Here is a 21,049-nt window from a genome sequence, read left to right on the forward strand (position 1 = left end):
GCTGGATTCAAGCGGATAGGATTATGTAAATGAGGGGAAAGGCCCGACAGGCGAGAGGCTATCGGGCAAACAGCTGTATTTACGCGAACAAATGTGTCGCATGGAAGCGAAGATGATCTTCAATAAAGGACGCCATGAAGTAATAGCTGTGATCGTATCCCGGCTGTATGCGCAGCGTCAGCGGCCAGTCCTTCTGGCGCGCGGCTTCCGCCAGCAACGCAGGCTGTAACTGCCCGGCGAGGAACTGATCGGCATCACCCTGATCCACCAGCATCGGGATAGCGTCTTCTGGCTGGCTTGCCAGCAACAGCGCACAGCTGTCCCATTCCTGCCATTTCTCTGCATCCTCACCCAGATAGTGCGTGAAGGCTTTTTGCCCCCACGGCACCTGCGTTGGGTTCACAATCGGCGCAAATGCGGACACGCTGGTGTATTTCCCCGGATTTTTCAGCGCCATTATCAGCGCCCCGTGGCCACCCATCGAATGTCCGCTTATCGCGCAGCGCTCGCTGACCGCGAACTGAGAATGCACCAGGGCAGGCAGTTCATCGCGAATGTAGTCATACATGCGGTAATGGCTCGCCCAGGGTTGTTCCGTGGCGTTGAGATAGAACCCGGCGCCTTTACCCAAATCGTATCCGGCATCGTCGGCCACGTCATCGCCACGCGGGCTGGTATCTGGCATCACCAGCGCAATGCCCAGTTCGGCAGCAATACGCTGGGCACCCGCTTTGGTGGTGAAATTTTCGTCGTTGCAGGTCAGGCCTGAAAGCCAGTACAACACCGGTGGATTGTCCGCAGGGGGCAGGAAAATGCTGAACGTCATAGCACAGTTCAGCGTGGTGGAGTCGTGCCGCCAGCGCTGCTGTCGACCTTCAAAACAACGATGCTCTTCGAGCAGTTCCATGCAGGGCTCCTTATCCGAAAGACTATTCATAAAACGCATAATACAGAGTTTTCATTGACCTGTGAGCAACTTTCACTTTCGCAGGACGGCGAGATGTTGCATCATAAATTTACTTTTCTTTAACAATTGGAGCGATCATGGCGCTGCGTATCGCGCTCAGCGGATTTGTGGTTCTGGTCGTGGCGATGGGGATAGGGCGCTTCGCCTTCACGCCTCAGGTGCCGCTGATGATTACCGCCGGGCAACTCACGCTCACCAGCGCGGGGCTGGTGGCGGCAATGAACTACCTGGGCTATCTGGTGGGGGCATGGGATGCTATGCGCGCTCATCGCTTCGTTGAAACGCGTCTCTGGCTTGGCATCACTGGCGCGGTGGCGCTGACGCTGCTCTCTGCGGCGGCAGATAATGCCGTCGTTCACGGTCTGCTGCGCTTTGTAATCGGCTGCATGAGCGGCTGGTCGATGGTGCTGATTGCCGCCTGGACCAACGAGCGGCTGGGGCAGCTGGGCAAGCCGGGGCTTAGTGCAGCCGTCTTTGCCGGACCCGGGGCAGGCATCGCCCTGAGTGGCCTGCTGGCGGTCTATATTCAGGCGAGATCCCTGTCTGCCGGCGCGGCATGGCAAATCTACGGCGTACTGGCGCTGGTGCTGATTGCGCTGGTGGCGCGCTATCTGCCGCGCGCGGGCCAGCTTCATCGCCCCGGTACCGCGCCTGAGCCGCTGTTGTTGACCGCGGATCTCAGGCGTCTGGTCTGGAGCTACAGTCTGGCAGGATTCGGCTATATCCTCCCCGCGACCTTCCTGTCGCAAATGGCGGCGGTGCGTTTCCCGGGCAGCCTGTTTGCCCAGTTTGTCTGGCCAATATTTGGCGCCGCCTCGGTGGTGGGGATTGCGATCAGTATTGCCCTGCGGCATACATCAAGCGCTAACCGCAGGCTGGCGATTGTTCTCTGGTTACAGGGGATAGGCGTGCTGGCGGCCTGGCTGCTGCCGGGCATTGGCGGCTTGCTGACGGGTGGGCTGCTGGTGGGCGGCGGGTTCCTCTGCGCCGTGCAGCTCTCTCTTCTGTACGGTCGCGAGCTGGCGCCAGATCATACGCGTTATATGGCGGGACTGCTCACCACCGGGTATGCCATTGGTCAGCTGATTGGTCCGGTCACGTCGGCACTCTCGACCTGGCTCACGCACCGGCTGGAACCTGCGCTGGGGCTGGCGGGGATCGCGCTGTTCGCTGGCGGAGCGTTAGTCTGGAACCGTCAGGCTGAAAGGCAACAGCAATTGCAATAATTATCGACGTGAATACTGGATTATGTGCGTCGCCTCACGCACAATGAGCGCACACTTTTGCCACAACGAGGGCAAAAGACGCCACACCTGCAGGAGAAAAGAATGTCATCACTCAGTAAAGAAGCAGCCCTTGTCCATGAAGCGCTGGTTGCGCGCGGTCTTGAAACGCCACTGCGCCCGCCCGTGCAGGAGCTGGACAATGTTACCCGCAAGAGTCTGATCGCCGGCCATATGACGGAGATCATGCAACTGCTGAATCTCGATCTGAGCGACGACAGCCTGATGGAGACGCCGCACCGCATCGCGAAAATGTACGTCGACGAAATTTTCTCCGGCCTGGATTACGCGAACTTCCCGAAAATCACCGTCATTGAAAACAAGATGAAGGTCGATGAGATGGTGACGGTACGCGATATCACGCTGACCAGCACCTGCGAGCATCACTTTGTGACCATCGATGGTAAAGCGACGGTGGCCTATATTCCAAAAGATACGGTCATTGGCCTGTCCAAGATCAACCGCATCGTGCAGTTCTTTGCCCAGCGTCCTCAGGTGCAGGAGCGTCTGACGCAGCAGATCCTGACCGCACTGCAAACCCTGTTGGGGACTAACAACGTGGCGGTGTCTATCGACGCGGTTCACTACTGCGTGAAAGCGCGTGGCGTGCGTGATGCAACCAGCGCGACTACCACCACCTCGCTGGGCGGCCTGTTCAAATCGAGCCAGAACACCCGCCAGGAGTTTCTGCGCGCCGTGCGCCACCACAACTAATCAGACAGGGCAGGGACCATGGAGCGAAACGTCACGCTCGATTTTGTTCGCGGCGTCGCCATTCTCGGTATCCTGCTGCTGAATATCAGCGCCTTCGGTCTGCCGAAGGCCGCCTATCTGAACCCTGCATGGTATGGCGACATCACGCGCAGCGACGCCTGGACGTGGGCAATCCTTGATCTCTTCGCACAGGTTAAATTTCTGACCCTCTTTGCGCTTCTGTTTGGCGCGGGACTTCAGCTTCTCCTCAAACGCGGTACGCGCTGGATCCAGTCGCGTTTAACGCTGCTGTTTATCCTCGGTTTTATTCACGGGCTGCTTTTCTGGGACGGCGATATTCTGCTCGCGTATGGTCTGGTGGGCCTGATTTGCTGGCGGCTGATCCGCGACGCGCCCGGTGTAAAAAGCCTCTTTAACACTGGCGTGATGCTCTATGTCATGGGACTGACCGTGTTATTGCTGCTTGGCATGATTGCCGATGCTTCCACCAGTCGTTCGTGGATCCCGGATGCGGCCAATCTGCAATATGAGCAGTTCTGGAAGCTGAAAGGCGGCATAGAAGCGATCGGCAACCGGGCCGATATGCTCGGCGATAACCTGCTGGCGCTGGGGGCGCAATACGGCTGGCAGCTGGCGGGGATGATGCTGATGGGCGCAGCCCTGATGCGCACCGGCTGGCTGAAAGGAGAATTTAGCCTGCGACACTATCGTCTCACAGGCGCTGGCCTGGTACTGCTCGGCGTGATGATTAACCTTCCGGCGGTGATCGTACAGTGGCATCTTCAGTGGGATTATCGCTGGTGCGCCTTCCTGTTGCAGGTGCCGCGCGAACTGAGCGCGCCGTTCCAGACCATTGGCTATGCGGCGCTGATCTATGGCTTCTGGCCCCGGCTTTCTCGCCTGTGGATCGTCAGTGCGGTGGCCTGCGTTGGACGGATGGCGTTAAGCAATTACATCCTGCAAACGCTGATATGTACCACGCTTTTCTACCGATTCGGCCTGTTTATGAAATTCGACCGCCTGACGCTGCTGGCGTTTGTTATTCCGGTCTGGATTGTTAATGTGGTGTTTTCAGTTATCTGGCTGCGTTTTTTCCGCCAGGGCCCGCTGGAGTGGGTATGGCGACGGTTAACCGCCCTTGCGTCGGGCGTGTCATTGCGTAATACATCCAGATAACGATCTGGATCACAATCATTAACAAAACGGATGTAAGCGTTTTCATCGGTGTGAGCTTCTTCACGTAGTCTCCTCTCTCTCGCTGCCAGAATAGCCACCTTGCTAAACACAGGGGGTGTCTGTGAGTTGCTGCAATCCTTTTAAGGGTGGTGAATATGATCACCATTCGTGACGTCGCCCGCCAGGCGGGTGTTTCTGTTGCTACTGTCTCCCGCGTGCTGAACAACAGTGCGCTGGTCAGCCCTGAAACGCGTGAAACCGTAATGAAAGCCGTGACCCAGCTGGGGTACCGGCCAAACGCCAATGCTCAGGCGCTGGCGACGCAGGTCAGCGATACCATTGGCGTAGTGGTGATGGACGTGTCGGACGCCTTCTTCGGCGCGCTGGTCAAAGCGGTGGACGTCGTTGCCCAGCAGCACCAGAAATATGTGCTGATTGGCAACAGCTATCACGAGGCTGAAAAAGAGCGTTATGCCATTGAGGTACTGATCCGCCAGCGCTGTAACGCCCTGATCGTGCACTCAAAAGCCCTGAGCGATGAAGAGCTGGCCGGGTTTATGGAGCAGATCCCCGGTATGGTGCTGATCAACCGTATCGTCCCCGGTTATGCGCACCGCTGTGTCGGTCTGGATAACATCAGCGGCGCGATGATGGCGACGCGGATGCTCATCAGCAACGGCCATCAGCGCATTGGTTATCTGGCTTCCAGCCACGGTATTGAAGACGACATGATGCGCCGTGAGGGCTGGCAAAACGCCCTGAAAGAACAGGGCATTGCGCCGCTGGAGAGCTGGGTTGGTACCGGTTCGCCGGACATGCAGGGCGGTGAAGCGGCAATGGTTGAACTGCTGGGGCGTAACCTTCAGCTGACGGCCGTGTTTGCCTATAACGACAGCATGGCGGCAGGTGCGCTTACCGCGCTGAAAGATAATGGCATTGCGGTGCCGCAGCATTTATCGCTGATCGGTTTTGATGATATCCCGATTGCCCGTTACACCGATCCGCAGCTGACAACGGTGCGTTACCCTATTGCGTCGATGGCGAAACTGGCGACAGAGCTGGCGTTACAGGGGGCGGCAGGACTGTTAGATCCTGACGCAACGCATTGTTTTATGCCGACTTTAGTACGCCGCCATTCGGTCGCTATCCGACAAACTGTGGCTCCGATCACTAACTGATAACATCACGTGATGTAACCGTTTTCAATCTGTGAGTAAATTCACAGTATCTTAACAAGCCGCTGTCTATGATGTCAGCGTTTTAGGGGCTGAAACACAATGTAACGGTGATTATTCACTTTTACCGTTACCAGAATGCCTCAAACAACGAATAAAACGCATTTCTGGAGCGTTACCGAACACGGAAGCTGGACATTTTATAAGTGAACTTCGGCGATCAGTAACGTTTTATTAACATCTGCCCGCCGACCGTTTTTCACAAGAACTACCCTGCATAAAAAAAACCGGAGATACCATGAATAAGAAGGTGTTGACTCTGTCTGCTGTCATGGCAAGCATGCTTTTTGGCGCAGCAGCACACGCAGCGGATACCCGTATTGGCGTGACTATCTATAAATACGACGACAACTTCATGTCCGTTGTGCGTAAAGCAATTGAAAAGGATGCTAAATCAGCGCCAGACGTGCAGCTGCTGATGAATGACTCCCAGAATGACCAGTCTAAACAGAACGATCAGATTGACGTTCTTCTGGCAAAAGGCGTGAAAGCGCTGGCTATTAACCTGGTTGACCCGGCTGCGGCAGGTACGGTGATCGAGAAAGCACGCGGCCAGAACGTGCCGATTGTCTTCTTCAACAAAGAGCCTTCCCGTAAAGCGCTGGACAGCTACGATAAAGCGTATTACGTGGGTACTGATTCCAAAGAGTCCGGGATTATCCAGGGCGATCTGATTGCGAAACACTGGGCGGCGAACCCAAACTGGGATATGAACAAAGATGGTCAGATTCAGTTCGTTCTGCTGAAAGGCGAACCGGGCCATCCGGATGCTGAAGCACGTACCACCTACGTTATTAAAGAGCTGAACGACAAGGGCCTGAAAACCCAGCAGCTGGCGTTAGACACCGCAATGTGGGACACCGCTCAGGCGAAAGATAAGATGGATGCGTGGCTCTCTGGCCCGAACGCCAACAAAATTGAAGTGGTCATCGCCAACAACGATGCAATGGCAATGGGTGCAGTTGAAGCGCTGAAAGCACACAACAAATCCGCCATTCCTGTATTCGGTGTGGATGCCCTGCCAGAAGCGCTGGCGCTGGTGAAATCTGGCGCAATGGCCGGTACCGTGCTGAACGATGCTAACAACCAGGCGAAAGCCACCTTCGATCTGGCGAAAAACCTCGCTGATGGTAAAGGCGCTGCTGACGGCACCAGTTGGAAAATTGAAAACAAAATCGTTCGCGTTCCTTACGTGGGCGTAGACCAGTCCAACCTGGCTGAGTTTATCGGTAAATAAGTTATCTGAATTGTCTTCACTGGGCGCAATTCGTTGCGCCCTTTTATAACGCGATATGCGAGGCCAACAAGGTATAATTATGGTCAGCACAACTACTCAGTCGTCCGGTGAATACTTGTTGGAAATGACCGGTGTTAACAAGTCATTCCCCGGTGTTAAGGCGCTCGATAATGTTAATTTAAAAGTTCGTCCTCACTCTATTCATGCGTTAATGGGTGAAAACGGTGCGGGTAAATCAACATTATTAAAATGCCTTTTTGGGATCTATCAAAAAGATTCTGGCAGCATTCTTTTTCAGGGAAAAGAGATCGACTTCCATTCAGCGAAAGAAGCGCTGGAGAACGGTATCTCGATGGTACACCAGGAATTAAACCTGGTTCTGCAACGTTCAGTTATGGATAATATGTGGTTGGGCCGCTATCCAACCAAAGGTGTCTTTGTCGATCAGGATAAAATGTATCGCGACACCAAAGCCATTTTCGATGAGCTGGATATTGATATTGACCCGCGCGCACGCGTCGGGACATTATCCGTTTCCCAGATGCAGATGATCGAAATTGCCAAAGCGTTCTCCTATGATGCGAAAATCGTGATCATGGATGAACCGACATCGTCATTAACGGAAAAAGAGGTTAACCACCTTTTTACTATCATCCGTAAGCTGAAAGATCGCGGCTGCGGCATTGTCTATATCTCACATAAAATGGAAGAGATCTTCCAGCTGTGCGATGAAATTACCATCCTGCGCGATGGCCAGTGGATTGCCACCCAGCCGCTGGAAGGGCTGGACATGGACAAGATCATCGCCATGATGGTTGGCCGTTCATTGAACCAGCGCTTCCCGGATAAAGAAAACAAGCCGGGCGAAGTGATTCTGGAGGTGCGTAACCTGACCTCACTGCGTCAGCCGTCCATCCGCGATGTCTCTTTCGATTTGCACAAGGGCGAGATCCTTGGTATCGCAGGGCTGGTGGGCGCTAAGCGCACCGATATCGTGGAAACCCTGTTTGGTATCCGTGAGAAAGCCGAGGGCACCATTACCCTGCACGGTAAGAAAATCAACAACCACAACGCCAATGAAGCCATTAATAATGGTTTTGCGCTGGTGACGGAAGAGCGGCGTTCCACCGGTATTTACGCTTATCTTGATATTAACTTTAACTCGTTAATTTCTAATATTCGCAATTACAAAAACAAGGTCGGGTTGCTGGATAATTCCCGCATGAAGAGCGATACCCAATGGGTGATTGACTCCATGCGCGTGAAAACGCCGGGCCACCGCACGCAAATTGGCTCACTCTCGGGAGGGAACCAGCAGAAAGTCATTATTGGTCGCTGGCTATTAACCCAGCCTGAAATACTGATGCTGGATGAACCTACGCGCGGTATCGACGTGGGTGCAAAATTCGAGATTTACCAGCTGATCGCAGAGCTGGCGAAAAAAGATAAAGGGATCATTATTATTTCTTCCGAAATGCCGGAATTGTTAGGGATCACAGACCGTATTCTGGTTATGAGCAATGGTCTCGTTGCCGGTATTGTTGAAACCAAAACGACAACGCAAAACGAAATTTTGCGTCTTGCGTCTTTGCACCTTTAAGATCAGGGGCTCCTCATGAGTGCGTTAAATAAAAAAAGTTTTCTCACTTATCTGAAAGAAGGCGGTATTTACGTTGTTCTTTTAGTCTTGCTGGCGATAATTATTTTCCAGGACCCAACGTTCTTAAGTCTGCTGAACTTAAGTAATATTCTGACCCAGTCTTCCGTTCGTATTATCATCGCACTGGGCGTGGCAGGGCTCATCGTTACCCAGGGGACAGACCTTTCGGCAGGGCGCCAGGTGGGTCTGGCGGCGGTTATTGCGGCAACCCTGTTGCAGTCGATGGAAAACGCCAACAAGGTGTTCCCGGAGATGGCGACCATGCCGATTTTCGTGGTGATCCTGATCGTATGCGCCATCGGCGCGGTAATTGGCCTGATTAACGGCATCATCATTGCTTACCTGAACGTGACGCCATTCATCACCACGCTTGGCACGATGATCATCGTTTATGGTATCAACTCCCTGTACTACGATTTCGTCGGCGCGTCTCCAATCTCTGGCTTCGAAAGCGGCTTCTCGACCTTCACGCAGGGGTTTGTTGCGCTGGGCAGCTTCCGTCTCTCCTATATCACCTTCTATGCGCTGATTGCGGTGGCGTTCGTCTGGATCCTGTGGAACAAAACCCGCTTCGGTAAAAACATCTTTGCTATCGGTGGTAACCCGGAAGCGGCGAAAGTCTCCGGCGTCAACGTGGCTCTGAACCTGCTGATGATTTATGCCCTGTCCGGTGTGTTCTACGCCTTCGGCGGGATGCTGGAAGCAGGCCGTATCGGCTCTGCCACCAACAACCTCGGCTTTATGTACGAACTGGATGCGATTGCGGCCTGCGTGGTCGGCGGCGTCTCCTTCAGCGGCGGCGTGGGTACCGTGCTGGGCGTGGTGACCGGTGTGATCATCTTCACCGTGATCAACTACGGCCTGACCTACATCGGCGTGAACCCGTACTGGCAGTACATCATCAAGGGCGCGATCATTATCTTCGCGGTTGCCCTGGATTCACTGAAGTACGCGCGTAAGAAATAAGTTCTTCAGAATGGAAAGGCCCGCTCACGTAGCGGGCCTTTTTTTGCCCGGTGGCGCGACGCTTACCGGGCCTACAAAATCGCGATCGTAGGCCGGGTAAGGCGAAGCCGCCACCCGACATCAGTTATTACTTCTTCTGCATTTCCAGCAGCTGCTCCGGCGTCACCGCCGGATAACCTTGCGCATTTTCAGGCACTTCGTGCATCGTTGGGATCGGCACCAGCGGGCCTAAAAAGCGCGGTTCACGCTTGAACAGGTACAGGTCAGCCAGCGCGCCAAAACGGGCGCCAAACTCGCGTACGCGCACGCTCAACATATCCTTTGGCGACGGCACGGCGTAGCACTGGGCCTGGATCCCCATATGCAGGGCGATAAACAGCGCCCGCTCGCAGTGGAAACGCTGGGTGATGATGATGAAATCATTGGTGTCGAACACCTTGCGGGTACGCACGATGGAATCAAGCGTGCGGAATCCGGCGTAGTCGAGCACGATATCGGCCGGGTCGACGCCTGCGGCAATCAAATCTTTGCGCATCGTCACCGGCTCGTTATAGCTTTGCAGGGCGTTATCGCCGCTTAACAGCAGATAGTTCACCTTGCCGCTGTTATAGGCGTTCAGTGCGCCCTGAATACGATACCGGTAATACTGATTGATGACGCCGGTGCGGTAATACTTGGCGGTGCCAAGCACCACGCCAACCTGGCGGTAGGGGAGGTCCTGTAGGTCATCAAAAATGTAGGGAGCTGTTTTCCAGCTCATCCAGCGGTCGAGACCCAGCACGATCAACAGCAGTATGCCGACCAGGACAGACAGGCTGTAAAACACGCGCTTTAACATGCAGATGGCTCGTACCGATGATGAAATTTCCCTCAGGCTACTGTACCCGCCTGGTTAGCGCAAGAAACAGCGATTCAACTGAGGGGTTTTTCGTCAGACTGGCGGGCAGATCTGCCCGCCGAACAGATTATGCCAGCAGCACGCGGTCGATGGTTGAACAGCCCAGCGCTTTCAGCGTGGCTGCGGTCGCGTCCCACTGGATCAGCGGTGCATCGGCCTTTTCAGCGAGGATCGCGCGCTGAATATCCGGGTAGTCATACCCGTTCAGGCTGAGCAGGTTCAGGGCGCCCTGGAGCGGAGGCAGCGTCGGGTTAAACGCGGCGTTCTCTGCATAGCTGCCGGTGAAGATGCGGCCGTCGCGGCACTGAAGGGCGACGCCGCTTGGTGATTTGCTGTATGGCGTGTGGCTTTTATTGGCGGCGGCAATGGCCGCTTCGCTGAGCGCATCCCCTGAGAGCGCGTAACCGTGGTCCTGCTCGTCCATCAGCAGGGTTTTGATCTCAAGATCTTTAGGGCCAAAAGCATCCGGCAGGTAATCACCCAGCGTATGCGGCGCGCGTCCCGGCAGGTTGATACGCAGTTCAAGACCGCTGTTCAGCTCATTCATAAACTGGCGGCAGTGGCCGCAAGGGGTATAGTTGACGGTGATGGCGCGCAGGGCCTTTTCGCCGCGCAGCCAGGCGTGACTGATGGCACTCTGCTCCGCATGAACGGTTTGCTGCATGGTCGCACCGAGAAACTCCATGTTCCCGCCGAAGTACCAGGTCCCGCTCACGCCGCGCGCAATTGCGCCTACGTTAAAATGGGAAAGGTCAGCGCGGGCGCAAGCAGCCACCAGCGGCAGCAGGGCGAAAGCCAGCGCGTCTTCGTCCAGCCCCGTTGCCTGTTTAAGCGTCGTGACCTGATCTGCCGTCAGCAGGGCGGGGAAATGCGCATCCGCCAGAACCGGAGCCAGGGCTGATTGCAAATTCTCTGCAAGCTGAGAGAAAGCAGCTTGAAAACGTGGATGCATGACGTTGCCTCATCAAGGTTAATGGATCGGTAGTGTACGGAGCCGTACGGCCTTTATATGTGATCCAAATCTCATTATGTATGCAACTTATGAAATGAAAATGAAATTTGCGCGACGCATCGCAAATTTTAGCCCATTACTGCCAGAATAATCGGGAAGATAAACGGCGCGAGCAGGGAGGTTATAATCCCGCAGATCACCAGTGCCAGCGAGCTGAATGCCCCTTCCTGATAATCCAGCTCCGCGCAGCGTGCGGTGCCCAGCGCGTGCGAGGCGGTACCCATCGCCAGACCGCGCGCCGCTTTGGTCCGGATTTTCATGATATTCAGCAGCGTATGACCAAACACCGCGCCCAGGATACCGACGAAGATCACGCACACGGCGCTGATGGCCGGAATGCCGCCGATGCTGCCGCCCACGGCCATGGCAATCGGCGTAGTAACGGATTTAGGCAGGATAGAGGCGGCGATCTGCGGCGATGCGCCCATCAGTAAGGCCACCGAGGTACCGGTGATCATCGCAACAAGGCTACCCACAAAGCAGATGGTTATGATGGATTTCCAGCGCGCGCGGATCTGATGCAGTTGCTCATATAAAGGAAACGCCAGCGCCACCACGGCAGGCTGCAACAAATCGTTGAGGATCTTGCTCCCGGCGAAGTAACGTTCATAAGAAATGCCGGTGAGCAGCAGAAAAGGAATAATCACCACCATGGCGACCAGCAGCGGGTTGAGCAACGGCATTTTGAAACGAACCGCAAGCTTACGCGCAGCAAAGAACACCACCAGGGTTAACGGCAGGGACCACCAGATATTCGCCATCATTTTTTTGTTTTCTCCCCAATGACCTTACGTTCGCCATGCACAATGTGTGAGCTCCAGCTGACGACCAGGAAAACCACCAGCGTACTGATGGCGCAGGAGACCACTATCGGGCCAAACTGCGCCTTAAGCACATCGTAATACTGCATAACCCCAACGCCGATAGGCACAAAAAGCAGGGCCATATAGCGAATGAGAACGAAGCACCCCGGGTTGACCCATTTCGCGGGCAGCACCTGTAATGCCAGCAGCACAAACAGGATCAACATGCCGATAATGCTACCGGGGATGGTAATAGGCAGCAGCGACGCGATAAAAATGCCGGCGTACAGGCAGGCATAAATCAGGACGAAGGCGCGAAGGTATTGCCAGATAGTATTCAGTGATTTGCTCATGGTGAAAGTCCTTGCTGAGACGTATTCATCATACAATTAAACCTGAAAATGTGCCACGGATCACATCATGAATTTTGGGCATACCAGACATTCCAGAATGGAACGCCGGGCTTTCAACATACATAGAGAGCAGCTACTATAGCGCGTCTTTTTTCACAGGTACTCAGAATGCGTGTTTTACTGGCCCCGATGGAAGGCGTGCTCGACTCTCTTGTGCGCGAGCTGCTTACCGAGGTGAACGATTACGATCTCTGCGTGACGGAGTTTTTGCGCGTGGTCGATATGTTGCTGCCAGAAAAATCATTTTATCGTCTCTGTCCGGAACTGCATCGTCAGAGCCGCACCCCCTCCGGTACGCTGGTGCGCGTCCAGCTGCTCGGCCAGTATCCTGAGTGGCTGGCGGAAAACGCCGCCCGCGCGGTAGCGCTTGGCTCGTACGGTGTCGATCTTAACTGCGGCTGTCCGTCAAAGCTGGTCAACGGCAGCGGCGGCGGGGCGACGTTACTCAAAGATCCGGAATTGATTTATCGCGGCGCAAAGGCCATGCGTGAGGCGGTGCCATCGCATCTACCGGTGACGGTCAAAGTGCGTCTGGGATGGGACAGCGGCGACAGGCAGTTTGAAATTGCCGACGCGGTGCAGCAGGCGGGCGCCACCGAGCTGGTGGTGCACGGGCGAACCAAAGAGGATGGTTATAAAGCCGAGCGCATTAACTGGCAGGCGATTGGCGAGATCCGCAAACGGCTTACTATTCCGGTGATTGCTAACGGCGAAATCTGGGATTATGAGAGCGCGCAGGCCTGCCTCAAAGAGACCGGCTGTAATGCCGTGATGATTGGCCGCGGTGCGCTGAACGTGCCGAACCTCAGCCGGGTGGTGAAATACAATGAGCCGCGGATGCCGTGGGCGGACGTGGTGAAACTCCTGCAAAAATACACGCGGCTGGAAAAGCAGGGCGATACCGGGTTGTATCACGTCGCGCGCATTAAGCAGTGGCTGAGTTATTTACGGAAAGAGTACGACGACGCGCTGGGATTATTTCAGGAGATCCGTACGCTACAGACGTCGGCGGATATTGCCCGTGTGATCCAGTCGAAGCACTGAGTGAAGTGTGAATACGTTTGCCCGGCGCGGAGCCGGGCAAACGTATCAGAAAATCATTTTGAATACGCCGGTTACCACCAGCAGCCCTATCAGAAATATAATCAAAATAGCCCACAATAATATTTTCATTCGCCTCTCCTGCGTATGTCTGTCGTCAGTAAGTGTAGCAGTCAATTCATAATTGGTATGAATAGGTGAAATTAAATCATTCGCTTGGGGAATAAATTTCCGGATATGAAAATGTATAACAATATGCGGATTGCCACGCGTTACTAAAAAACGGAACGTCAGTAAGCGTAAGTTGCGCCTTTATTTTTTTTGAGTTTATGGCGTAATGAAACGTTCTCTTACTTTATCTCTGAGTGCTCCCCTTATTTTTATGCTGTCCGCCTGCGCGCCGGAACATGCCACGGTGTCTCCAGTGAAAACGCAAGCCGCCGCCGCTGCTGTAAATACCCAACTAAGTCATGCCGACTGGCCAAAAAACGAATGGTGGAAAGATTTTAATGACCCTCAGCTTAACGCGCTGATTGCTAAAGCGCTGGCGGATGCACCGGATATGCAAATTGCCCGGCAGCGCATCACCCTGGCAGAAGCACAGGCGAAAGCCGCTGTCGCTGCTGATGGTCCACAAATGGATTTTTCCGCAGATGTGGAACGGCAAAAGATGTCGGCAGAGGGGCTGATGGGGCCATTCGCCCTGACTGACCCGGCGGCGGGGACAACCGGACCCTGGTACACCAACGGCACCTTTGGTCTGACGGCCGGATGGGATCTGGATTTATGGGGTAAAAACCGCGCCCAAATTGAGGCCCGCATCGGTAAAGTGAATGCGCAAAAAGCGGAGCTGGAGCAGACCCGACAGCTGCTCGCCAGCAGCGTCGCGCGGCTGTACTGGGACTGGCAGACCGAGGCCGCGGTGGGTGACGTGCTCGCGCAGATCAAACGGGAGCAGGAAAATATCATCGGTGCCGATCGTGAGCTTTATCAGCACGGCATTACCTCCTCGGAGGAAGGCGTTGAAACAGATATCAATGCCAGCAAAACCGATGAACAGCTCGCTGACGTGCACGGCAAAATGAAGGCCATTGAGGCGCGTCTGAATGCATTGACCAATACCCCTTCAGTCACGCTCGCCCGGCATGCCTTACCTGACGCAGAGGCGTCGCTGCCGTCAATGCTCGGTTATGAGCTGCTGGCTCGCCGCCCGGATTTGCAGGAGGCGCACTGGTATATCGAAGCGTCCATGAGCGAAGTGGATGCCGCCAGAGCCGCGTTCTACCCTGACATCAATTTGATGGCGTTCTTGCAGCAGGATGCATTGCACCTTAGCGACCTGTTCCGCTCATCTGCTCAGCAAATGGGCGTAACCGCGGGTCTGACGCTGCCAATTTTTGACAGCGGTCGGTTGAATGCGAACCTGGATATCGCCCAGGCGCAAAACAACCTTTCCGTGGCGAACTACAACAAGGCCGTAGTGGACGCCGTAAACCAGGTTGCCCGGACGGCCAGCGAAGTGGAAACCCTGACCGCCAAAAATCAGCACCAGCAGCAGATCGAAAAAGATGCGGCGCGCGTCGTTGCGCTGGCACAGGCGCGCTTCAGCGCGGGGATCATTGCCGGCTCGCGGGTGAGTGAAGCAAAAATTCCGGCGCTCAAAGAGCGTATTGCCGGGTTGATGCTGAAAGGTCAGTACGTGGATGCTACGCTCCAGCTCACCTCCGCGCTGGGTGGCGGATATCATCACAGCTAAAATCGCGCATTATCTATACTTACCTCTTTGCAGATTTTCAGGAGGTGAGTATGACGCGAGTCGCAATTGTTACCGCATCGGATTCAGGAATTGGCAAAACGACGGCCCTGATGCTGGCCGAACGCGGGTTTGATATCGGGGTGACCTGGCATTCAGATGAGGAAGGGGCGCTGGCAACCTGCCGTGAAATTGAAGCGCGCGGGCAGCGTGCCGAGGCCATCCAGCTCGACTTAAGCAATTTGCCGGAAGGCGCAAAGCCCATTGAAACCCTGATTACGCGTTTCGGGCGGCTGGATGTGCTGGTTAACAATGCCGGGGCGATGAACAAAGCGCCATTTCTGGACCTGTCGTTTGACGACTGGCGGCACATATTCACCGTTGACGTGGACGGCGCGTTTCTCTGCTCGCAAATCGCGGCGCGTCAGATGGTGAAGCAGGGAGAAGGGGGGCGGATCGTGAACATCACCTCGGTGCATGAACATACACCATTGCCGGACGCCAGCGCCTATACGGCGGCCAAACATGCCCTGGGCGGGTTAACAAAATCGATGGCGCTGGAGCTGGTTAAACATAAGATTCTGGTGAACGCCGTTGCGCCTGGTGCGATCGCCACGCCGATGAATGATATGGACGACAGCGAAGTGAAAGAAGGCTCAATGCCGGAAATCCCGCTGGCACGGCCAGGGCATACCAAAGAAATAGCCAGCCTGGTGGCGTGGCTGTGTGACAGCGACGCCAGCTACACCACCGGGCAGTCGTTTATCGTCGACGGCGGTTTTATGCTGGCGAATCCGCAGTTTAAGCCAGCAGAATAAACATTCCCCTCACCCCAGCCCTCTCCCTAAAGGGGAGAGGGTGTATAGAGTTCCCTCTCCCCTTTGGGGAGAGGGGTAGGGTGAGGGGCAGCAGGCCGCACTCACTCTTCATCCCGCCGCTTTTCACGATGCTTGAGCCACAGCCGTACCCCAATCACCACCGCAACAACCAGGATCAGCCAGGCCCAGTGTTTAAGATGCTGATCGAGATTATGCAGCCACGGGCCTATCACTTCGCCACCCACGTAGCCAAGCGTGGTAAAAATCAACGCCCAGGCAATCGCCCCGATAATGTTCAGCGGCAGGAAAATTTTCGGCGGTAAGCGGCTCGCGCCAATCAGTATTGGCCCAATGATGCGAAAGCCATACATAAAGCGGGTGCCAATCACAAACATATAGGGATGCCGCTGGATAAGCCGCTGAGCACGACGAATTTTCTTTTGATGCTTAGCAAAACGTTGTAAAAGCGTCGGACCAAAGCGCAGACCCAGAAAGTAGAGCAGCTGGTCGCCAATCATACCGCCCAGTGCGACGGCGGCGACCACCAGCGGGAATTTCAGCAATCCCTGATGTGCGGCCACTCCGCCCATCAGCGTGATGGTTTCACCCTCTGCCACGCTGCCGATGACCAGCGCGGCGTATCCATATTGTTCAATAAGACCGTTGATATCCATTAAGTAAATGTCGTCTCCCTTACTGTGCCTGCGTTAATCATATACCCCATCCATCAACCACGCGGCAATCAACGGAAATTTCCCACTGTACATAAAATAATCTAAAGCCTGCATTATACTTTAGCTATCGCTGACGGGCCGACAACAAGGGGGCGTTATGAACCATGTCTGGGGACTTTTCTCCCATCCCGATCGTGAAATGCAGGTCATCCGTAACGAGAACGAAACGGTCGCGCATCACTACACCCACCACGTCCTGCTGATGGCAGCGGTGCCGGTGGTCTGCGCGTTTATTGGTACTACACAAATAGGCTGGAACTTTGGTGACGGCACCGTGGTTCAGCTTTCCTGGTTTACCGGACTGTACCTGGCCATTCTGTTTTACGGCCTGATACTGGCCGGGGTGGCGGTAATGGGGCGGGTCATCCACTGGATGGCGCGCAACTATCCGCAGCGCCCGTCGCTGGCACACTGTATGGTCTTCGCCGGATACGTCGCGACCCCGCTGTTCTTAAGCGGTATTGTTGCGCTCTATCCACTGGTCTGGCTGTGCGCGCTGATCGGTACGGTTGCCCTCTTTTACACCGGTTATCTGCTGTATGTAGGAGTGCCAACCTTCCTCAACATCAATAAAGAAGAGGGCCTGAGCTTCTCCAGCTCTACGCTTGCCATCGGCGTGCTGGTCCTTGAGGCGCTACTGGCCCTGACAGTTATTCTTTGGGGTTATGGTTACCGTCTCTTTTAAGTCCCCTGCATTGCTGGCGTAAATGCCAGCAATGCAGCATCTGGTTATGATTCTCCGCTGGCGACAACGCACGGTGACCGCTATGATGCCGAAGCCAGCCTGTGTTTATCCGTCGACACAGGCGGTGTACGTCATAACGTGCGTGAATCATTATCAGAAGTCTCATCATGCTGAAATTTCGAGTGTCACTCCTTAGTCTTGCGCTACTGTTGGGCGTCTCCGCTACCGCGCCAGCCATCGCCAAAACGCCCGCAGTTGCCATCGCTGCTGCGCAACCCCAAATTGCGTCCGGCAGCGCGATGATCGTTGACCTGAATACCAACAAGGTGATCTACGCCAGTCACCCGGATCTGGTGCGCCCGATCGCTTCCATAACCAAAGTCATGACCGCGATGGTGGTGCTTGATGCACGACTGCCGCTGGACGAAAAGCTAAAAGTGGATATCAGCCACACGCCAGAGATGAAAGGGATCTACTCTCGCGTGCGTCTGAACAGTGAAATCAGCCGTAAAAATATGCTGCTGTTGGCGCTGATGTCCTCAGAGAACCGCGCGGCGGCGAGCCTTGCCCACCATTATCCTGGCGGTTACGACGCGTTTATCCGCGCGATGAATGCCAAAGCCAAAGCGCTGGGGATGAAAAATACCCATTTCGTGGAGCCAACCGGTCTGTCGATCCATAACGTCTCGACGGCGCGTGATTTAACCAAGCTGCTGATCGCCAGTAAGCAATACCCGCTGATTGGTCAGCTCAGCACCACGCGTGAGGAGATGGCGACATTCTCGAACCCGGCGTATACGCTGCCGTTCCGCAACACTAACCATCTGGTGTATCGCGATAACTGGAATATTCAGTTAACCAAGACCGGATTCACCAATGCGGCAGGGCACTGCCTGGTGATGCGCACCGTGTTTAACGGTAAACCAGTGGCGCTGGTGGTGATGGATGCCTTCGGCAAATATACCCACTTTGCGGATGCCAGCCGCCTGCGCACCTGGATTGAAACCGGGAAAGTGCAACCGGTGCCGGCTTCAGCGCTGGCGTATAAAAAGCAGAAAGCGGAACAGATGGCGACGGCGCAGAACGACTGAGTCGCCTGTCTGTGCCGGGTGGCGGCTTCGCCTTACCCGGCCTACGGCCCTAAAGCGGCCCCGATACGTAGGCCCGGTAAGCGGAGTGCCACCGGGCGAAAGCGCCTACTCCGGCAGCGTCCAGTCACCATCGTTGAGTGGACGCTGCATGATCAACGTATCCCGCCAGTCGCCCTTCTTATACCCTACGCTGCGCAGTTGACCGACAACCTCGAAGCCATGTTTTTTATGCAGCCGTAACGATCCCGCATTATTGTTTCCGTCACCGACCACAGCAATCATCTGCCGCCAGGGACCTTGCTCACACCGTGCAATCAGGGCATCCATCAGCGCCGAGCCAAACCCGCGCCCGGTGGTGCTGGCATCCACATAGATGGACTCCTCAAGGGTGTACCGGTAGGCCTGACGTGGACGATAAAACGTGGCGTAGCAGTAGCCGACGACAATGCCGCGATACAGCGCAACCAGCCACGGTAAACCGCTGTCGGTCACACTCTTCATCCGCTGACGCATCTCATCGACGGTGGGGGGAACTTCCTCGAAGGACGCACGGCCATGAAGCACATGCCAGGCGTATATCGCCGAGATGGCATGTGCATCGTCAGGAAGGGCGTCGCGCACCTCGATTTCAGTTTCGGGTAAAATCTCTACAGCCGACATGTTCTGCCCGCTCCTTGTTTGGAAAGCCAGAGAAACGTTTCTCTGGCAACAGGCAGATACTCTAGTACGATTGAGGAGAGCTTAACAATCTCTTAAATTTGGCTATAGGCGTTCATCAGAGGCTTGCGTATTGTGCTCCTCTGTTTCGGCACTCTCTTTCCAGTATTTCTTCCGCGTTGTCTTACCAATGCCGGGGTTCATACTGTTTGTAGGGTCATTTTTGCGATAAAACTGTTTAAGCGTCTCCGGCGCTTTGTACAAATGCCCCACGTTATGCTCGGCAGGATATTGCGCGCCACGCTCGTGCAGCAACGCCAGCATCTGCTCTTTCAACGCATGCGCATCCACCCCTTTTTTGACGATGTAATCCTGGTGGAAGACATAGCACATGAAGTGGCCGTAATAGAGCTTATGCACCAGCTTGCTGTCAATCTCCGGGGGCAGATGTTCAAACCACTCGGTATCGTTGCGACGCAGGGCAATATCCAGCGCTAGAATATCCTCTACCTCTTCGGAATGCACAGCCTGATAACGGATAGCCGCACCCGCCGCGGCGAAGCGGTGCAGGAAGGCTTTGCTGCCTTCTTCCGGCGTGCAGGCGAAGAAATCCCCGTCGGCAGTTTTGAAGAACTCGGTGAGCCAGCTCTGCGCTTCGGCAATTCCGTCCCCGGCCATTTTCAGCAGCAGGTGGTGCTCATACTTATCGCGCCAGGTCTTCATCCGCTCCGGTAAATGCGCCGGGAAGGCGTTGCCCAGTTTCTGCATAAAGCGGTCGGTGAAGTGCGGTTTGAACAGCGATACTTTCTCCAGCATCGCGTCGGTGCGACCCTTCATGGTGAAGAAGAACGGCATTTTGTCGGTGCCGAGCTTGTCGATCATCAGGAAGGTATCTTTGCCGTAGCGCTCAGCGATGTCATAAATGTCCCGGTGCATATACTCGCCCGCCACCGGCAGGTGAGTGAACTCGGCCAGAATATGACGGCGGATCTCCGTCAGCACCTCCGGCTGATTGGTGCCAATGTAAAACACCTGCTGCTTTTTCTCTGCCGGGAAGGTATCGAGGCGCACCGCAAAAACGGCCAGCTTGCCCGCGCAGCCGGAGGATTCAAACAGGCGATCCGGATCGGCGTTATAGCGCGCTGGCGTATCGGCATTGATATCGCGCACGCGGGTGATGTAATCGTGGTCATGCGCGTGACGGCCATCGTGCTGAACGTCTTCGTCCTTCACGCGGTCATCGTCAAGTTTGCTGAGGATCTGCTCTGGCGTTACACCCAGATCGATCCCCAAATGGTTAACCAGCGTCAGCTTGCCGTTTTCATCGATACGGGCAAACAGCGACATCTCCGTGTAGGCCGGGCCGCGCTGCACCAGCGAGCCGCCGGAGTTATTGCAGATCCCGCCGATCACCGAGGCACCAATGCACGAAGAGCCGATCACCGAGTGCGGTTCGCGACCCAGCGGCTTAAGCGCCTTTTCCAGCGAGTAGAGCGTGGTGCCGGGGAAGGCGAGCACCTGTTCGCCCTTGTCCAGCAGGTGCAGTTTGTCGAGGCGCAGGGTGCTGATAATCACGATGTCACGATCGTAATCGTTGCCGTTCGGCGTGGAGCCTTCAGTCAGGCCGGTGTTAGCAGCCTGCATTAAAATAATCTTGTCTGCCGCAACGCAGGCGCTGAGCACGCGCCACAGTTCGAGCAACGTACCGGGGAAGACCACCGCCAGCGCGTCGCCCTGGCCGGAGCGAAAGCCCTTACGGTAGCGGGCGGTTTTGGCCGGGTCGGTAAGCAGGTGAGAGTGACCAACCAGGCGCGACAGTTCGTTAATAAAAGTAGTGTTATCGTTAGTTCGAACAGAAGACATCTTCCACTCCTTGTGGTGGGGCAAATTTCTCGCTGTAAAGCAT

General features: G+C 55.2%; 21 protein-coding genes. 12 read left to right on the top strand and 9 right to left on the bottom strand.

The genetic code is table 11. The features are described 5' to 3' along the window. Positions 1–79: 79 nt before the first annotated feature. Positions 80–907 (bottom strand): S-formylglutathione hydrolase, encoded by an 828-nt coding sequence (gene fghA, locus L350_RS20510; protein WP_032623907.1) that lies wholly within the window; start codon positions 905–907, stop codon positions 80–82. A 137-nt stretch (positions 908–1,044) separates the two neighbouring features. Here fghA and L350_RS20505 point away from each other — a divergent pair, with 137 nt between their 5' ends. From L350_RS20505 to mglC, 7 genes are all read left to right on the top strand, one after another. Then, complete coding sequence (locus L350_RS20505) at positions 1,045–2,193, top strand: YbfB/YjiJ family MFS transporter (RefSeq protein WP_032623908.1); 1,149 nt, start codon at positions 1,045–1,047, stop codon at positions 2,191–2,193. Between the two features lie 102 nt (positions 2,194–2,295). Then, positions 2,296–2,964, top strand: a complete 669-nt coding sequence (folE, locus tag L350_RS20500) for a GTP cyclohydrolase I FolE (protein ID WP_017383384.1) — start codon at positions 2,296–2,298, stop codon at positions 2,962–2,964. 18 nt (positions 2,965–2,982) lie between these two features. Continuing rightward, positions 2,983–4,140 carry a DUF418 domain-containing protein YeiB gene (gene yeiB, locus L350_RS20495; protein ID WP_032623909.1) on the top strand — a complete coding sequence of 386 codons (1,158 nt, stop codon included), beginning with the start codon at positions 2,983–2,985 and terminating at the stop codon, positions 4,138–4,140. 155 nt (positions 4,141–4,295) lie between these two features. Further along, positions 4,296–5,318, top strand: a complete 1,023-nt coding sequence (gene galS, locus L350_RS20490) for an HTH-type transcriptional regulator GalS (RefSeq protein WP_003859324.1) — start codon at positions 4,296–4,298, stop codon at positions 5,316–5,318. A 295-nt stretch (positions 5,319–5,613) separates the two neighbouring features. Continuing rightward, the gene (gene mglB / locus L350_RS20485) at positions 5,614–6,612 is read left to right on the top strand and encodes a galactose/glucose ABC transporter substrate-binding protein MglB (protein WP_022648695.1); all 999 of its coding nucleotides are present in this window, start codon (positions 5,614–5,616) and stop codon (positions 6,610–6,612) included. Positions 6,613–6,691: 79 nt separating this feature from the next. Further along, positions 6,692–8,212, top strand: a complete 1,521-nt coding sequence (mglA, locus tag L350_RS20480) for a galactose/methyl galactoside ABC transporter ATP-binding protein MglA (protein WP_003859320.1) — start codon at positions 6,692–6,694, stop codon at positions 8,210–8,212. 15 nt (positions 8,213–8,227) lie between these two features. Further along, entirely contained in the window at positions 8,228–9,238 is a 1,011-nt protein-coding gene (gene mglC / locus L350_RS20475) for a galactose/methyl galactoside ABC transporter permease MglC (protein ID WP_022648694.1), read from the top strand. 127 nt (positions 9,239–9,365) lie between these two features. Here mglC and sanA read toward each other — a convergent pair whose 3' ends face one another. The 4 genes from sanA to L350_RS20455 form a co-directional block, all read right to left on the bottom strand. Next, positions 9,366–10,076: an outer membrane permeability protein SanA gene (gene sanA, locus L350_RS20470; protein WP_022648693.1), complete on the bottom strand. Its 711-nt coding sequence runs from the start codon at positions 10,074–10,076 to the stop codon at positions 9,366–9,368. 127 nt (positions 10,077–10,203) lie between these two features. Then, positions 10,204–11,088, bottom strand: a complete 885-nt coding sequence (gene cdd / locus L350_RS20465; RefSeq protein WP_032623910.1) for a cytidine deaminase — start codon at positions 11,086–11,088, stop codon at positions 10,204–10,206. A 128-nt stretch (positions 11,089–11,216) separates the two neighbouring features. Continuing rightward, positions 11,217–11,912, bottom strand: coding sequence for a CidB/LrgB family autolysis modulator (locus L350_RS20460; protein WP_022648691.1), 696 nt, complete (start codon positions 11,910–11,912; stop codon positions 11,217–11,219). After that, entirely contained in the window at positions 11,909–12,304 is a 396-nt protein-coding gene (locus tag L350_RS20455; protein ID WP_022648690.1) for a CidA/LrgA family protein, read from the bottom strand. Before L350_RS20455 ends, L350_RS20460 begins: the two co-directional genes overlap by 4 nt. A 168-nt stretch (positions 12,305–12,472) precedes the next feature. On the opposite strand from L350_RS20455, the gene dusC reads away from it, so the two are divergent. After that, positions 12,473–13,408, top strand: a complete 936-nt coding sequence (gene dusC, locus L350_RS20450; RefSeq protein ID WP_023306604.1) for a tRNA dihydrouridine(16) synthase DusC — start codon at positions 12,473–12,475, stop codon at positions 13,406–13,408. 45 nt (positions 13,409–13,453) lie between these two features. Here dusC and yohP read toward each other — a convergent pair whose 3' ends face one another. Beyond that, positions 13,454–13,537, bottom strand: a complete 84-nt coding sequence (gene yohP / locus L350_RS24120; RefSeq protein ID WP_000698460.1) for a small membrane protein YohP — start codon at positions 13,535–13,537, stop codon at positions 13,454–13,456. A gap of 205 nt (positions 13,538–13,742) precedes the next feature. On the opposite strand from yohP, the gene mdtQ reads away from it, so the two are divergent. Then, a complete protein-coding gene (gene mdtQ, locus L350_RS20445; protein ID WP_032623911.1) occupies positions 13,743–15,161 on the top strand; it encodes a multidrug resistance outer membrane protein MdtQ in 1,419 nt (472 codons plus the stop codon). A gap of 50 nt (positions 15,162–15,211) precedes the next feature. After that, complete coding sequence (locus tag L350_RS20440; RefSeq protein ID WP_071993629.1) at positions 15,212–15,976, top strand: SDR family oxidoreductase; 765 nt, start codon at positions 15,212–15,214, stop codon at positions 15,974–15,976. A gap of 101 nt (positions 15,977–16,077) precedes the next feature. Here the strand turns inward: L350_RS20440 and L350_RS20435 are convergent, their stop codons facing one another. Next, the gene (locus tag L350_RS20435) at positions 16,078–16,650 is read right to left on the bottom strand and encodes a DedA family protein (RefSeq protein ID WP_032623914.1); all 573 of its coding nucleotides are present in this window, start codon (positions 16,648–16,650) and stop codon (positions 16,078–16,080) included. A gap of 157 nt (positions 16,651–16,807) precedes the next feature. Here L350_RS20435 and L350_RS20430 point away from each other — a divergent pair, with 157 nt between their 5' ends. Both L350_RS20430 and pbpG read left to right on the top strand, forming a co-directional pair. Next, positions 16,808–17,395: a Yip1 family protein gene (locus tag L350_RS20430; RefSeq protein ID WP_032623915.1), complete on the top strand. Its 588-nt coding sequence runs from the start codon at positions 16,808–16,810 to the stop codon at positions 17,393–17,395. Positions 17,396–17,562: 167 nt separating this feature from the next. Then, positions 17,563–18,486 (top strand): D-alanyl-D-alanine endopeptidase, encoded by a 924-nt coding sequence (pbpG, locus tag L350_RS20425; protein WP_032623916.1) that lies wholly within the window; start codon positions 17,563–17,565, stop codon positions 18,484–18,486. Positions 18,487–18,591: 105 nt separating this feature from the next. Here the strand turns inward: pbpG and L350_RS20420 are convergent, their stop codons facing one another. Then, the gene (locus tag L350_RS20420) at positions 18,592–19,146 is read right to left on the bottom strand and encodes a GNAT family N-acetyltransferase (protein WP_022648685.1); all 555 of its coding nucleotides are present in this window, start codon (positions 19,144–19,146) and stop codon (positions 18,592–18,594) included. Between the two features lie 102 nt (positions 19,147–19,248). Beyond that, the gene (gene dld, locus L350_RS20415) at positions 19,249–21,006 is read right to left on the bottom strand and encodes a D-lactate dehydrogenase (protein WP_023330164.1); all 1,758 of its coding nucleotides are present in this window, start codon (positions 21,004–21,006) and stop codon (positions 19,249–19,251) included. Between the last annotated feature and the right edge of the window lie 43 nt (positions 21,007–21,049).

The sequence above is a fragment of the Enterobacter sp. MGH 4 genome (assembly GCF_000534735.1).
Taxonomy (GTDB): domain Bacteria; phylum Pseudomonadota; class Gammaproteobacteria; order Enterobacterales; family Enterobacteriaceae; genus Enterobacter; species Enterobacter intestinihominis.

What these genes read in the sequence shown, in the direction of transcription:
- pbpG (WP_032623916.1), top strand. Translation starts at nt 17,563, where the DNA reads ATGCTGAAATTTCGAGTGTCACTCCTTAGTCTTGCGCTACTGTTGGGC.
- L350_RS20440 (WP_071993629.1), top strand. Translation starts at nt 15,212, where the DNA reads ATGACGCGAGTCGCAATTGTTACCGCATCGGATTCAGGAATTGGCAAA.
- yeiB (WP_032623909.1), top strand. Translation starts at nt 2,983, where the DNA reads ATGGAGCGAAACGTCACGCTCGATTTTGTTCGCGGCGTCGCCATTCTC.
- galS (WP_003859324.1), top strand. Translation starts at nt 4,296, where the DNA reads ATGATCACCATTCGTGACGTCGCCCGCCAGGCGGGTGTTTCTGTTGCT.
- L350_RS20455 (WP_022648690.1), bottom strand. Translation starts at nt 12,304, where the DNA reads ATGAGCAAATCACTGAATACTATCTGGCAATACCTTCGCGCCTTCGTC.
- L350_RS20505 (WP_032623908.1), top strand. Translation starts at nt 1,045, where the DNA reads ATGGCGCTGCGTATCGCGCTCAGCGGATTTGTGGTTCTGGTCGTGGCG.
- mglA (WP_003859320.1), top strand. Translation starts at nt 6,692, where the DNA reads ATGGTCAGCACAACTACTCAGTCGTCCGGTGAATACTTGTTGGAAATG.
- dusC (WP_023306604.1), top strand. Translation starts at nt 12,473, where the DNA reads ATGCGTGTTTTACTGGCCCCGATGGAAGGCGTGCTCGACTCTCTTGTG.
- L350_RS20460 (WP_022648691.1), bottom strand. Translation starts at nt 11,912, where the DNA reads ATGATGGCGAATATCTGGTGGTCCCTGCCGTTAACCCTGGTGGTGTTC.
- dld (WP_023330164.1), bottom strand. Translation starts at nt 21,006, where the DNA reads ATGTCTTCTGTTCGAACTAACGATAACACTACTTTTATTAACGAACTG.
- mglB (WP_022648695.1), top strand. Translation starts at nt 5,614, where the DNA reads ATGAATAAGAAGGTGTTGACTCTGTCTGCTGTCATGGCAAGCATGCTT.
- L350_RS20430 (WP_032623915.1), top strand. Translation starts at nt 16,808, where the DNA reads ATGAACCATGTCTGGGGACTTTTCTCCCATCCCGATCGTGAAATGCAG.
- yohP (WP_000698460.1), bottom strand. Translation starts at nt 13,537, where the DNA reads ATGAAAATATTATTGTGGGCTATTTTGATTATATTTCTGATAGGGCTG.
- L350_RS20420 (WP_022648685.1), bottom strand. Translation starts at nt 19,146, where the DNA reads ATGTCGGCTGTAGAGATTTTACCCGAAACTGAAATCGAGGTGCGCGAC.
- mdtQ (WP_032623911.1), top strand. Translation starts at nt 13,743, where the DNA reads ATGAAACGTTCTCTTACTTTATCTCTGAGTGCTCCCCTTATTTTTATG.
- folE (WP_017383384.1), top strand. Translation starts at nt 2,296, where the DNA reads ATGTCATCACTCAGTAAAGAAGCAGCCCTTGTCCATGAAGCGCTGGTT.
- cdd (WP_032623910.1), bottom strand. Translation starts at nt 11,088, where the DNA reads ATGCATCCACGTTTTCAAGCTGCTTTCTCTCAGCTTGCAGAGAATTTG.
- mglC (WP_022648694.1), top strand. Translation starts at nt 8,228, where the DNA reads ATGAGTGCGTTAAATAAAAAAAGTTTTCTCACTTATCTGAAAGAAGGC.
- fghA (WP_032623907.1), bottom strand. Translation starts at nt 907, where the DNA reads ATGGAACTGCTCGAAGAGCATCGTTGTTTTGAAGGTCGACAGCAGCGC.
- L350_RS20435 (WP_032623914.1), bottom strand. Translation starts at nt 16,650, where the DNA reads ATGGATATCAACGGTCTTATTGAACAATATGGATACGCCGCGCTGGTC.
- sanA (WP_022648693.1), bottom strand. Translation starts at nt 10,076, where the DNA reads ATGTTAAAGCGCGTGTTTTACAGCCTGTCTGTCCTGGTCGGCATACTG.